The organism is Mycobacterium sp. 852002-53434_SCH5985345 (assembly GCF_001667155.1).
Classification (GTDB): domain Bacteria; phylum Actinomycetota; class Actinomycetes; order Mycobacteriales; family Mycobacteriaceae; genus Mycobacterium.
This window is the reverse complement of the sequence record NZ_LZIE01000080.1, coordinates 1-12,181: the sequence shown is the minus strand read 5'-3', so window position 1 is coordinate 12,181 and position 12,181 is coordinate 1. Positions and strand designations below refer to the sequence as shown.

General features: G+C 65.9%; 13 protein-coding genes and 1 pseudogene. 6 read left to right on the top strand and 8 right to left on the bottom strand.

Annotated features, from left to right (window positions below; all coding sequences use genetic code 11):
* Positions 1-73 precede the first annotated feature (73 nt).
* Entirely contained in the window at positions 74-526 is a 453-nt protein-coding gene (locus tag A5756_RS20575) for a VOC family protein (RefSeq protein ID WP_066956772.1), read from the top strand.
* 359 nt (positions 527-885) lie between these two features.
* Here A5756_RS20575 and A5756_RS26740 read toward each other — a convergent pair whose 3' ends face one another.
* Positions 886-2,295, bottom strand: coding sequence for a serine/threonine-protein kinase (locus tag A5756_RS26740; RefSeq protein ID WP_369828710.1), 1,410 nt, complete (start codon positions 2,293-2,295; stop codon positions 886-888).
* Between the two features lie 1,135 nt (positions 2,296-3,430).
* Complete coding sequence (locus tag A5756_RS20565; protein ID WP_369828709.1) at positions 3,431-3,892, bottom strand: FIST N-terminal domain-containing protein; 462 nt, start codon at positions 3,890-3,892, stop codon at positions 3,431-3,433.
* Positions 3,893-3,994: 102 nt separating this feature from the next.
* Between A5756_RS20565 and A5756_RS20560 the strand changes: the two genes are divergently transcribed.
* A complete protein-coding gene (locus tag A5756_RS20560) occupies positions 3,995-5,047 on the top strand; it encodes an SMP-30/gluconolactonase/LRE family protein (protein WP_082960065.1) in 1,053 nt (350 codons plus the stop codon).
* On the opposite strand, the gene A5756_RS20555 is transcribed toward A5756_RS20560, so the two are convergent.
* Both A5756_RS20555 and A5756_RS20550 read right to left on the bottom strand, forming a co-directional pair.
* Positions 5,044-5,892 carry an SDR family NAD(P)-dependent oxidoreductase gene (locus A5756_RS20555; RefSeq protein ID WP_066956760.1) on the bottom strand — a complete coding sequence of 283 codons (849 nt, stop codon included), beginning with the start codon at positions 5,890-5,892 and terminating at the stop codon, positions 5,044-5,046. The two genes, A5756_RS20560 and A5756_RS20555, sit on opposite strands and share 4 nt — an antisense overlap.
* 46 nt (positions 5,893-5,938) lie before the next feature.
* Complete coding sequence (locus tag A5756_RS20550) at positions 5,939-7,204, bottom strand: hypothetical protein (RefSeq protein WP_232005373.1); 1,266 nt, start codon at positions 7,202-7,204, stop codon at positions 5,939-5,941.
* A gap of 203 nt (positions 7,205-7,407) precedes the next feature.
* Between A5756_RS20550 and A5756_RS20545 the strand changes: the two genes are divergently transcribed.
* The gene (locus A5756_RS20545; protein WP_066956757.1) at positions 7,408-7,965 is read left to right on the top strand and encodes a TetR/AcrR family transcriptional regulator; all 558 of its coding nucleotides are present in this window, start codon (positions 7,408-7,410) and stop codon (positions 7,963-7,965) included.
* Here the strand turns inward: A5756_RS20545 and A5756_RS20540 are convergent.
* The 3 genes from A5756_RS20540 to A5756_RS20530 all read right to left on the bottom strand — a co-directional run bounded on the left by A5756_RS20540 (position 7,962) and on the right by A5756_RS20530 (position 9,887).
* Positions 7,962-9,131, bottom strand: a complete 1,170-nt coding sequence (locus tag A5756_RS20540) for an acyl-CoA dehydrogenase (RefSeq protein ID WP_066956754.1) — start codon at positions 9,129-9,131, stop codon at positions 7,962-7,964. The two genes, A5756_RS20545 and A5756_RS20540, sit on opposite strands and share 4 nt — an antisense overlap.
* A 60-nt stretch (positions 9,132-9,191) precedes the next feature.
* Positions 9,192-9,608, bottom strand: coding sequence for a DUF6636 domain-containing protein (locus A5756_RS20535; protein WP_066956751.1), 417 nt, complete (start codon positions 9,606-9,608; stop codon positions 9,192-9,194).
* Between the two features lie 69 nt (positions 9,609-9,677).
* Positions 9,678-9,887 carry a three-helix bundle dimerization domain-containing protein gene (locus tag A5756_RS20530; RefSeq protein WP_231989216.1) on the bottom strand — a complete coding sequence of 70 codons (210 nt, stop codon included), beginning with the start codon at positions 9,885-9,887 and terminating at the stop codon, positions 9,678-9,680.
* 119 nt (positions 9,888-10,006) lie between these two features.
* Between A5756_RS20530 and A5756_RS20525 the strand changes: the two genes are divergently transcribed.
* The 3 genes from A5756_RS20525 to A5756_RS20515 all read left to right on the top strand — a co-directional run bounded on the left by A5756_RS20525 (position 10,007) and on the right by A5756_RS20515 (position 12,058).
* Positions 10,007-10,633, top strand: a complete 627-nt coding sequence (locus tag A5756_RS20525; RefSeq protein ID WP_066956748.1) for a TetR/AcrR family transcriptional regulator — start codon at positions 10,007-10,009, stop codon at positions 10,631-10,633.
* Positions 10,630-11,286: an enoyl-CoA hydratase-related protein gene (locus A5756_RS20520; RefSeq protein ID WP_066956745.1), complete on the top strand. Its 657-nt coding sequence runs from the start codon at positions 10,630-10,632 to the stop codon at positions 11,284-11,286. The genes A5756_RS20525 and A5756_RS20520 overlap by 4 nt, the downstream gene beginning before the upstream one ends.
* Positions 11,287-11,374: 88 nt before the next feature.
* Positions 11,375-12,058, top strand: a complete 684-nt coding sequence (locus A5756_RS20515; RefSeq protein ID WP_082960067.1) for an Rv3717 family N-acetylmuramoyl-L-alanine amidase — start codon at positions 11,375-11,377, stop codon at positions 12,056-12,058.
* A gap of 12 nt (positions 12,059-12,070) precedes the next feature.
* On the opposite strand, the pseudogene A5756_RS26305 reads toward A5756_RS20515, so the two are convergent.
* Positions 12,071-12,181 (bottom strand): annotated as a pseudogene (locus A5756_RS26305) (cutinase family protein); the annotation flags it as partial.

Sequence of the window (12,181 nt, the reverse complement as noted above, 5' to 3'; positions counted from 1 at the left end):
TCCACCGCGGCCGAGGTGCTTTTTACACTATCTTTGCATTATTACGCGCCTGGTTCTGCCGAGAAAGGCCACGATGAGTAGTCACCGGACGACCTTCAACCATGTCGGATTGTGCGTCTCCGATCGGCAGCGGTCGCGGCGGTTCTACGAAAATGTGCTCGGGTTTCAGTTCTGGTGGGAGCTCGATCCGCCTGACGGCCCGACCTCCAAGCTGGTCCAGCTTCCCGAGCCGCTCGGGGTGCATGCGACCTACTTGGTGCGCGACGGCTTTGTGCTCGAACTGATGGACTACTCGAAGCGCCAGGTGCACTCCGGGGCGGAACGCGTCATGGATCAGATTGGGCTGACGCACATTTCGTTCTCGGTGTCCGATCTTGCCGGGGCGTTGGAGAAGGTCGAGGAGTTCGGGGGAGCGGTGGTTGACGCGACGGTGACCGAGGCGATGGCGATGGTTCGGGATCCGGATGGGCAGTTGTTGGAACTGCTTTCGGATGGGTGGCTCTCGGCGTTGCCGGCGCGGCCTTAGTCAGTGTTGCGATGCTGTTTTTGAGTCGGCTATTGCGACAGCCGACATGGGCTTCGTTACGCTCACTGGCTACTCGCCGGGTATGTCAGCCGTGACTCATAAGTACTGGAATCGCGGATTCGAGAAAGTTATTTCCGAGACGAACTTTTGAGACAGCACGAGCTCGACGAAAGCGGCGGGTTCGGACCGCCCGCCCCGGTGTCTTAGATGTCGTCTGTTTCAAGACAACGTCGGCGGCCCTTGGCGGGCACACCAAGCGAAACTAATCTCAATCGAATCAAGAAGGGCTTCACTGGGTGCGACCAGGAGTGAGACGCTACGCCTGGCCGGTGGCCGCAGTTAGGTGATAAGAGCACTCGTTATTCGAGCATGCTCATGAAGTGTTGCCACGTTGTCTTGTAAGGAGAGATCGCCCCGGAAGGGGCTTGGCAAGTAATCAGGTATCCGTCAGGCGATCTCGCCATTACCTCTACTCGGGGATCACACGATGTATTTGTGATATGGACCCCGTTCACATTCGTGGGAGTTTCCAACCACATCCAGTGGTCTTGGGAGAACATCGCGCAATACAGTTCTTTACCGGTGTTGACGTCACGAGCGAGTTTGCCCAGATCGCTGCAAGAACTTCCACTGACTCCCGTTTCGGTTGGTTCGGCATATGCGGACGACATTGTGACTGTCGGCGTGGTCGCAGGCGGAGGCGGAACAGTGGCCGCGGCAGTTGGCGAAGGAGGCGGGGTCTGAGGAGTAAGGGTGGTAGCGGACGTCGGTTTGGCCGATGCTGTTCCCGTAGTCGGTGGGCTCTCAGGCTTCGGAGAAAGCTTGATGCCGAGGAAGGCTAATCCTCCGACCAGCACGAGGCTTACGGCAACGGCAATCACACGAGCCTTTGTTGACTTCGTGTCACCTGAGTCAGCTTGCGGCGGCGCTCCTGTCGGGCCGGTAGGGGCCGCCTGGGTGTCAGCCATCATGGTGTCAGCCTCGGATTGCTCCCCAGTGGTTAGTGTTGTCCGTGCAGCCTCTGCCAGGTCTCTCGCCGTTCGGTACCGCTGCTCGGGGTCTTTGGCCATTCCTTTCGCTATGACTTTGTCCATCGCCCGAGGGACGCCGCCTTGAACCATGGATGGTTGCGGGGGCGGCTCAAACATGTGGGCGGTGGCGAGTTGCTCAAGACTCTCGCCCGGGAAGGGTTGTTTGCTGGTAAGCGACTGGTAGAGCACACACGCCAGTGCATAGACATCGGCACGGGCATCGGCAATACCCTTGAAACGCTCTGGGGCCATATAGGCCCAGGTGCCGAGGGTGATGTTGCTGCTAGTCAAGGACGTCTCTCCGGCGGCCCGTGCGATCCCGAAATCAATCAGGTAGGCGAAGTCGTCTTCGGTAATCAGAATGTTGGACGGCTTGACGTCGCGATGCACCAAACCGATTCGGTGAGCGGCGTGCAGTGCGGTTGCGATCTGCTCGATTATGCGAACCGCATAGGCGGGTTGGAACGGACCTTCGCTTAGCAGACCTTGCAAGTCCTGTCCCTGGATCAAACGCATAGCCACGTACAGGCGACCTTCGATTTCGCCGAAATCAAAGATGGGCACTACGTGGGGCTCGTCGAGCCCGGCCGCCGCCCTGGCCTCCCGCCGGAACCTCTGCTGAAACACATTGTCGTCAGCGAGATGTGTCGGCAAGACCTTGATTGCTACAGTCCGCTCGGTCACAGTGTCGAAGGCCCGCCAGACCTCGCCCATGCCGCCACGGCCCAGCAACTCCACCAGGCGGTATCGCCCGAACGGCGTCCCCTCCACTTGAGCCTCCCCCGGCAACTCAGTCAGGACACAATAAGACTCTGCTACAGCACGTGGGCAGGAAGTTGATGCATTCACAGCCGCTGTTGAGGGCTACGAGCTCACAGGCTGGTAGGTCACGTAGAGCTGCAGCCGTCCGTAGGTCTGTGAAGCAGGGCGTACTCGGCGTGGTGTACCTATTGCCGTCTTCGCCGGCATGGGGCTGGGCTCTGAACACCTAGGCTGCCTTGGTGGCCAAGCGACAGCGTAGCTGGCCCTGGAAATGACTACCTCACCACAGGATGACGACGGCATCGTTGCCACCTACACAACGAACAGCGTCAACGGTCCTGCCAGTGCTTAGGTGAGCTGTGTAACCAGCAACGCATTCCATGTCGTAGCTCTGCCCGGTAATCGGGCTGTATGCAATCACTTCGGGACCACCGTTGCTGAGGTAGCTGCCGCGCACATTCATTGCAAACTGACAAGAGGTCACGCCTGTAGCAACTCCCGAGTGCCCATCAGGGCAGACAAGGAATGTCCCTTGAGTCGGGGGAGCTGCCACCGGAGGGGGAGCTGCCCCCGTCACTGGTGGCGGGGCTGCTTGCGTGATGGTCGCGGGAGGAGGTGCTGTCACGGTGACCGGCGGCGGCGTGGCTATAGGAGTCGTTGTATGAGGGACCGCTGAGGGCTCTGGCACGAGCGGCTTGCGAGGCTGCTGCAACCAGAAACCGAGGATTACAACGAGCGCGGTGAGGGGGACGAAGATCGCCGCCGCGATCAGCCCGACCTGCTTCCAAGACTGGCCCTCCCGAACCGGCTGGTCCTCCTGCTGCTCGTCAGACCAAGCTGCGGATCTCACTTCGGTAGGAGGCGCAAGCTGTTCAGTTTCATTACCCCGGCCCCATCCTCAGACCACACCCCGGTCTCTTCCTCCATGGGCTCAGCGTAGAAGCCCAGAAACCCTGGCATGCGACGTTTTCGGACATCATTTTTCAGTCCGACACGTTTGCCGTGTAGGAGCTCAGAGGCTCCCATAGAGTCCTCAATCTGATCAGTCAGAGGCTCGGCCACGCGACGAGCGGTCTCTGCGCACGACAGTCGGCAGTCCGTCCGCAGACCGTCAGCAGTAGAGCTGACAACCACTCTCATCGATCAACAGAACAAACTTTCTGAACAGCACCTTCCCAACATGCCCAACACGGCTGGAACCAACAAACGCCGGGAAAAGCGGACTGTAAATCCGTCGGCGCGCACCGCGGACCACGCCGCCCACCACGGTCGTTCCCGGCAGCTCGGAGTTGACGTGCTCGATGAGCAGGCTCGACTGGAATGTGTACGGATCCGGCAGCAACAGGTGCAGATCGTGCGCGGCCCGATCGAACCGGTAACCAGTGATCGGGCCTCCAGAGCTAGTGGGGACCAAGTCGAGCGCGAACGTCTCGGCGGCCAGGCGCGACGCCAGCCACATTGCCACTACGGGCTCGGCCTCTATCCCCTGGCGGGCGGCGAGGATTGCCTGCGCGATGCAACAGATCAGCACGGGTGCCTCGACCATCCGCTGTACCCCGTCCAGGGCGTCCACAGCCTCATCGTTGTGTGATCGGCATCCGAGTAGCACGGCGAGCGGCAACGCCTCACCCGCAAGCTCGTTGCGCGTGCGCTGCTGCCTCCACGCGGCCCACATGTGGCGGGTGCGATGGAAACCCTCGCTCCGATCCGCATCACGCCGCCTCGACTAGCCTCACATCTGGCTGCTACAAATCCACGAGGGGTATCGATGGCCACAACGGGCGAGACCCGGATAGAGGTCACCGGCTTGCACGCCATCGGGCGCGGTGTGCAACGCCCGGAACATGTTGTGGTGGCTGGTGAGGGCCGGGTGTTCGCCTCCGACAGGGCTTCTGCTGTCGCAGAACTCATCGATGAGCACACTATTCGGCACATAGGCCAGGCCGGCGGCGAGCCGAATGGGATCGCTCTGGATCGCGACGGCCACTTTCTGATCGCCAACTGGGGCTTGGGTGTGCTGCAGGATCTCGACCCGGAAACAGGCGAGATCACGGCGGTGCTGCGCGGACAACTCGACGGACGTCCGCTGCGATGGCTGAACTTTGTGTGCGTGGATTCGGTCGGCGCGCTGTGGTGTTCGGTGAGCACGGTGGCGGACGATCTCATGAATACCATCGCGCACGGCACCGCTGACGGGTTCATCTTTCGCGGCGCGCCGGATCGTCAATCGGCGCACGTAGTGGCCGAAGGCGTGAACTTCCCCAACTGCATGGCGCTGGACCGCGACGAGGATTACCTCTATGTGGTCCGCACGTTGACCGCCGACGTGGTGCGGTTTCCAATCGAAGGCGAAACACTCGGGCCACAAGAACGATTCGGCCCGCCGCTGGGTGGCCGTCGCCCCGACGAGTTCGGCCCCGACCACGGCCGTTTCCTGGCCGACCCAGAAACAAGCCGTCGCTGGGGGATGGCCGACGGGTGCGCGTTCGACGCGGAGGGAAACCTTTGGGTCACACTGGTTCTCGCCAACAAGATCGTGGCGGTCAGCCCAGACGGCCGAGCCACGGTAGTGATCGAAGACCCCGACGGCGCGTCACTAAATAGCCCGACCAGCATCGCCTGGGGCGGTCAGGACATGCGCGACATCTACATCGGCTCAATCAGCACCCCGTACGTGCTCAAGGGCAGAAGCTCAGTGCCCGGCCTGCCGCTAATCCATCAGCGCTAGCCCGCCGAGGGCCCGGGTTTCATGAAGTCCGGCAGCGCCTCCTCCGGGTCCGCGGGGATCATCGATTCGGGCAATCCCCACAACTGGCGGATGGTGGCACCACCGTCGACGACGAGCGTCTGACCGGTGATGCGGGCCGCCAGCTCGGAGGACAGGAACAACGCGGCGTTGGCGATGTCGTGCGCCCGGGGCGCCGCCAGTGGATTGATGCCGTTGACGTTGTACTCGTTCGGCGGCTGGTCTTCGTTGCCGGAGCCCACATTGCCCGGCGCGACCGCATTGGCGCGAATCCCGTACCGGCCCAGTTCATCCGCGAAGGTCTTGACCAGCGAGATGACGCCGGCCTTGGCGGCCCCGTAGGCGGCGTGGTAGGTCGCCGACGCGATGCCGTCGACCGACGCGATCGCCACCAGCGATCCACCGCTGCCCTGGCCGATCATGTACCTGGCCGCGGCCTGAAAGAGGTAGAACACCTGGGTCAGGTTGTAATGGATTGCCGTGTCCCATAATTCGGTGGTGAAGTCCTCGACCTTCGACCAGGTCGCCCCACCAATGATGTCGACGCACACATCCACACCGCCAAGCGCCGCGACGGCGTCATCGATCGCCCGCCCGACCTGCACGGGGTCGGTCATATCGGCGACGATCGGGACGGCAGTGCCGCCCCGGCCGACGATCTCGCCGGCGATTTGCTCCGCGCGCTGCTCGTCGATGTCGATGCAGGCCACCGAGGCGCCCGCTTCGGCAAGCGCAAGTGACGTGAACCAGCCGTGGCCCGCGCGCTCGGGGATGTAGCCCGCGCCCGACACCACCGCACGCTTGCCCGACAGTCCCAAATCGATCACGCCGACCTCCGTTGCGCCACAACCAGTCCGCGGCGCCACCGCCCAATCAGCACGCCGGCTGGTGTTCCTCGAGCCCAGAGCTGGCCTGAGAGCCTTCATCGCCACGTCCCCGGAACGGCCCGACGACCTGCCCGCCCAAGTAAACGACCCCACGACCGACGGTCACGAACACCCGGCCCGTAACGCTTCCGACGGCTCCCAACGTGGCGACGGCAGCATCCAAAACACTCGGGATGTGGAAGTCCTCCCAGGTCTCGACCTGGTGCTGACGGGCCGCGGCGAAGCGGTCGAGCTCGTCGCGCAGGGCGCCGCGTTGCTTGGCCAGCTCGCGCACCGCCCAGAAGCGGAAGCCGTCGATGGCCGCGGTCTTGCCGAACCGGTCGAGGACTTCCTTCGCGCTCCGGTAGATGTCGAGGTCTTCGCGCAGGTGGTGGTCCACGAGCTCGCGAGCTTCGTCGATCGCCCGCAACAGCTGCTCGGGCTCCTTCGCCTCGATGCGGGCGAGATTCAGCCGCTGCCACTTGTGCAGCGCCTCTTCGGCGATCACCAGCAGGCTCAGCGTGTCGCCAAGCCGGTTCTCGCTGATGGCATTTCGCAGCTTCCCGGCGCGCTGCTGCACACCCAGGGTGTGATCGAAAGACGTCAGGATGCGGCTCACGTGGTTGCGCAGCTGCTCGACGGTGACGTTCAGGGCCGGCCCCAGCATGGCGACCGAATCCCAGTACGCATCGGGCAGCGACCCGAATTTGTCCAAAGAGTCGACCATCCGCGAGATCGTCAGGCTCGTGCCCAGGACATCACCGGCGCGCTGAGCGCGGGCGACGTCGAGCACCGCTTCGACCTTGTCCTCCACGCGGCGGACGGCGTCCTCCACCTCAGCGACCGCCGACTTCAGCGCCACCTGGACCGCGATCATCTGCGCTGACATCATCGCTTCCGCGCCGAGCACCGCCGGTTGCCACTGCAGCTGCGCCAGGAGCTCCCCGGCGTCGACGCCCGTCGTCAGCCGGAAGAAGCCCTCGCCGAGGGGAACGAGGTTGCCTTCCTTCAACGCCTCCACGGTGTCGCGATGCAACTGCACGTATTTGCCGGAGTCGGCCAGAAACGAAGCCAGCCCGGCGATCGCCGCGTTCGCGAGCGAGGCGCTGTCGATGCCGGCGACGCGCATGGCGTGGCCGGCGGTCGCGCGCAGCCGCGTCAGATAGGACTCGACGGCGGCGGGGTCCCCGCCCAGCAGCAGGGATTCGTCCTGGAACGACACCACGACCTCGTCGCTGTCGACCGTCGCCGACGCGTCGGACACCTCGGTCACGGCACCCCCTGATCCTTCGGCACCCCAGCAAGCGTGCCAAGAGTTAACAGGAATTTGTCGGCTAGCAAACCCGGACATTACACCCATGTGTCCGGCCGACCGCTCCGCTTTGCCATGTGTTGGGTAGGAGTTCACCCGGGCCAACGCAGGGGCCTCATGACGGACGGATTCGCGCCCGGAAGCGTCCCCCGTAACCTTCACCTGTGACCGCGCGCAAGCCCCCGCGCCTGTCCGTCGAGGACTGGCTGCAGGCCGGCTACACGCTGCTCGCCGAGCAGGGGGTGCGCGCGCTGAAGATCGAGCGGCTCTGCCAGCAGGCGGGCGTCACCCGGGGGAGCTTCTACTGGCACTTCCAGGACATGGACAGCTACCGGGCCGCGCTGGTCGACTCGTGGAACACCTTCCTGGAAAAGGACCGCCAGTCGCTGGCCGAACTCGACGCGCTGCCCCCGCGAGAACGCCTGTCCGCCATGATGACCGCCCTGACCAGCCCCGAGCATTGGACGCTGGAACGCGCGATGCGCGAATGGGCCCGCACCGACCCGGCCGCCGCCGCCAACATCCGCGCGGCGGACCGGCGCCTGCTGCGCTCCGTCACCAAGGCCTACAGCGACTACGGCTTCAGCCCCGACGACGCCAAGCTGCGCGCCGAGCTGACCTTCGCCGCCGGCATCGGGCTGCTGCACCTGGCCGGCTCGGCCCAGCAGGCGCAGAAGATCGCCCAGCGGGAGCGGTTCCTCGAGCTGATGCTCAAGGACTAGACCATCGCGATCGGGGAGATCTTGGCGCCAATCGCCAACGCCCCGGCCAACTCTCGGCTCACGTCGTAGTCGAACACCACATGCCCGGCCGCGATGTCCACGTCGCGCTTGAAGCGCTGCAGCGGGTTCGACAGGAACTGGGCGCTCGCCCCGGAGGCATTCAGCAAATCGGCGATAACAGCCCGGCTTTCGTGGACCGTGTGGGCCGCCGCCAGCCGCGCTTCCGCCCGTGCCGATCGGTGCACCCGCTCGCCGGCGGCCACCATCCGGTCGATGCCGCCGGCCGTCTCGTCGACCAGCGCCCTGAGAGCCCGCAACCGCACCCGCGCACTCGCCAGCCGGATCTGGGCGGCGGGCTGATCCTTTTGCGCCGCACCGCTGTACGCCAGGACGCGCCCGCCCAGCCGTTCGGCGAACAGCTCGGTCACCCGCTCGGCGGCACCGAGCACCGGCATGGACGCCACCAGCGCGAGCGCGGGGACCATCGGCCAGCGGTACGTCGGCACCCCATGCGCGTTCGCCCCCGGCGCCGTTCCGCCATAGATGTCGGCCACCGCGACCGTGCGATGTTCCGGAACGAAGATGTCGGTGACGACGACGTCGTGGGAGCCGGTGCCCCGCATCCCGGCGGTCTGCCAGGTGTCGACGACCTCGACCTGGTCGGCGGGCACCAGCACGAGTGCGGGATCGATCCGGTCCGGCCGCTCGATCAGCGCCCCGACCATCACCCAATCCGCGTCCATCGCGCCCGTGGCCCACGACCAGCGGCCCGTCAGGCGCACCCCGCCGTCGGCCGGGGTACCGCGCCCGGTCGGGGCCAGGGGAGCGGGCGCGAGCACCGGCCCGGAGGCGAACACCTCCTCCTGGACCCGCATGTCGAACAGCGACAGCATCCAGTTGTGCAGGGCGTAGAAGCCGAGCGTCCAGGCGCTGGACGCGCACCCGTGCGCCATGCGCCGAATCGGTTCCAGCAGTTCGGGAAACGACGCCTGGATGCCCCCGAAGCGAGAGGGGAGCAACAGCCGGAACAGCTCGGTATCCCGGAACTCGGCGACCGTCGCCGCGGGCAGCCGGCGCAGCCGCTCGGCCTCGTCGGCGCGCTCGGCGAGCCGGGCGACGAAGTCGTCGGTGATCCCGTACGTCGGGCGAGTGTCGACCGCAGACATGGCGCCGACCGTACCATACTATTTTGTACGGTCACGTAAGAGGTTCGAGGAGAACGGCTCTCAGCCCAGATCGTAGGAATCCCGGGACACACGGAAGTAATGCCCGGTGCTGCTGTCGGTGCATGTCATGCCCGACGGCTCGCTGTCGCAACTGATCGTCCCGGCGGACTTGGTCTGGCCGTAGTCGAGTGTCGGCTCGCCGGCGACGCGCAGGGTGTCGCCGTGACAGTGGATGGCGGCCGGTTGACCCTGGGTAAGGACGAAGCGGTTACCCCAGGCGAGGTGTTTGCCGCACTCCGGGGGTGGCGGTGGCTGGTAGTCGAAGTCGCTGATGTCGCAGGCGACAAAGGCGCTGTCCAGCACGCAGTAGATGTTCCCGGACGGAGATTGAAAGTTCAGGGTGTCGGCGCGTGCGATCGCGGGCGCACCGGTGGCCGCCGCAACCATCGCGCCGATGACGAGCGCCTGCCGAATCATTTGCTGAGCCTAGGCGCTGATCCGCTCGCTCGGGGCGGAAAGCCGAGAATCTTGCCGGTAGGCGTTTCCTCAGTTGGACCGGATCCGCAGTTGCTCGCGCGTGTGTTTCTCGACGAACAGCGGAACGAAATCGCGGACGCGGCTGTGCGTGAAGCGGGCATGCTCTTCGCGGACGAGGGCGTCGACGACCTCCGATGGGACTTGCGGGAACTCGTCGACCAGTTGCCGCTCGATGTCCGCCAACAGCATCTCTTCGTTGACCTGCGTGACCTTACCCATGAGCGGGGGGTTCCCGATCGGCGTTCGCCGTCAAACGGATTTCGCGTTAAGGCGGTGGTGCGATCGCGTGAACTGGCCGCGCGCCTATAACAGAGCGACTGCTCTGTTACTATGCCGGAGTGCCCCGGCCCCGTGTCCACGACCAGGACCAGATCCTGGATGCCGTCGAACGGTTGGCGGTGCGGTCCGGGCCGGCATCGGTCACGATCAGAGCCGTCGGCGACGCGACCGGGGTCTCCAACGGCGCGCTGTACCACACGTTCGGTTCACGGGCGGGACTCGTCGGGCGCGCCTGGTTGCGGGCCGGGCACCGATTCCTCAGCGCGCAAAGCGGATTGATCGACGCGGCGCCCGCGGGGGATGGCGTCGCCGCCGTGGTGGCGGCGGCCGAGGCGCCGGTGGTGTTCGCCGACAGCTACCCGGAGTCGTCGCGGTTACTGCTGACCGTGCGCCGCGACGAGCTGCTGGGCCCGGAGACGCCGCCCGACATCGCGACGCAGCTGCGCGACCTGGACCGGCTGCTGGTGGAGACCATGATTCGGCTGGCCCGCCGCCTGTGGGACCGCAAGGACGCCGCGGCAGTCGACGTCATCACCACCTGCATCGTCGATCTGCCGACCGCGATCCTGTTGCGCCGCAACAGGATCAAAGATCCCGAGGCGCGGGAGCGGCTGCGCGCCGCGGTCCGCGCCGTGCTCGAGGTCGGGGAGCCCCGGCGCACAACCAGAGAGAAGGACACGCCATGACACCGACGTACACCTGGGACGACAAGATCGCGGTGCTCCACCTCGGCGAGAACGAGAACCGGTTCTCCCCGGAGTTTCTCGACGCGATCAACGAGCAGCTCGACGAAATCCAGCAGGCCGGCGCCCAGGGCCTGGTCACCACCGCGGTCGGCAAGTTCTACACCAACGGGCTGGACCTGGACTGGCTGGGCGCCCACTCCGACCAGACCCAGAGCTACGTCGCCGGGGTGCAGGCCCTGCTTGCCCGCGTCCTCACCTTCCCGATGCCGACCGCCGCCGCGGTGACCGGGCACGCCTTCGGCGCCGGCGCCATGCTCGCCATGGCCCACGACGTGCGGGTGATGCGCGGCGACCGCGGATTCTTCTGCTTCCCCGAGGTCGACATCCGGATTCCGTTCACCGACGGCATGGCCGCGCTGATTCAGGCCAAGCTCACGCCGCGCGCCGCGGTGGCCTCGATGACGACGGGGCGGCGGTTCGGCGGGGAAGAGGCAGCCGAATTCGGCATCGTCGATGCGACCGCCGCCGAGGGCGAGGTGACCGCGGCGGCGACCGACCTGCTGCGCCCGCTGGGCGGCAAGGACCCCGGCACCCTCGGTGCGATCAAGCAGACCATGTTCCGCGAAGCGGCCCGGGCGTTGACCGACGTCTGATTGTTACCATCGCGCGGTGAGTGACCCGGGATTCGTCTCACGGCGCGACGTGCTGAGATTGGCGCCGGCGCTGCTCGGCGCCGGGCTCATGACCGCTCCCCGCGCCGCCGCCGGCGTCGCCGGGTCGGCCGTCTTCCTCGACCCGGGCCACAACGCCGTGAACGACGCGTCCATCAGCCAGCAGGTGCCCAACGGCCGCGGCGGAACCAAGGCGTGCCAGACGTCGGGCGCCGCCACCAACGACGGCTATGCCGAGCACGCCTTCACCTGGGCGGTCGTGGCGCTGATCAACGATTCGCTCAACGGAATGGGCGTCCGCACCCAACTGTCGCGGGGCGACGACAGTTCGGTCGGCCCCTGTGTAGACCAGCGCGCCGCGGCGGCCAACGCGATGCGCCCCGACGCGATCGTGAGCATCCACGCCGACGGCGGACCCGCGTCCGGCAGCGGATTCCACGTCAACTATTCGAGCCCGCCGCTGAACGAGGTGCAGGCCGGTCCCGCCGTCCAGCTGGCCAACGCGATGCGGGACGCCTTGGTGCAGGCCGGTTTCCAGCCGGCCAACTACATCGGCTCGGGCGGACTGTACGGGCGGGACGACCTCGCGGGCCTGAACCTCGCCCAGTACCCGGCTGTGCTCGTCGAACTCGGCAACATGAAGAACGCCGACGACGCCGCGCGGATGCAAAGCCCCGACGGCCGGGCGAGGTATGCCGCCGCGGTCACGCAGGGGATCGTCGGCTACCTGAACGCCAAAGCCGGCCAACAGTAGCCGAGCGGTCGCTCAGCCGCCAGAGAAGCCCCGGACCGCAGGCGCCCCAGCGGTTCCCGCGTCGAGGTGGCTGGAGGCGAAGGCGACGCCCTTGTCGATCATGGCGCCGTCGTCGGCGTAGGT

Excerpts from the sequence above, each read along its gene's own strand:
- A5756_RS20575 (WP_066956772.1), top strand. The coding sequence starts at position 74 with ATGAGTAGTCACCGGACGACCTTCAACCATGTCGGATTGTGCGTCTCC.
- A5756_RS20540 (WP_066956754.1), bottom strand. The coding sequence starts at position 9,131 with ATGTCTGCGGTCGACACTCGCCCGACGTACGGGATCACCGACGACTTC.
- A5756_RS20535 (WP_066956751.1), bottom strand. The coding sequence starts at position 9,608 with ATGATTCGGCAGGCGCTCGTCATCGGCGCGATGGTTGCGGCGGCCACC.
- A5756_RS20530 (WP_231989216.1), bottom strand. The coding sequence starts at position 9,887 with ATGGGTAAGGTCACGCAGGTCAACGAAGAGATGCTGTTGGCGGACATC.
- A5756_RS20520 (WP_066956745.1), top strand. The coding sequence starts at position 10,630 with ATGACACCGACGTACACCTGGGACGACAAGATCGCGGTGCTCCACCTC.
- A5756_RS20515 (WP_082960067.1), top strand. The coding sequence starts at position 11,375 with ATGACCGCTCCCCGCGCCGCCGCCGGCGTCGCCGGGTCGGCCGTCTTC.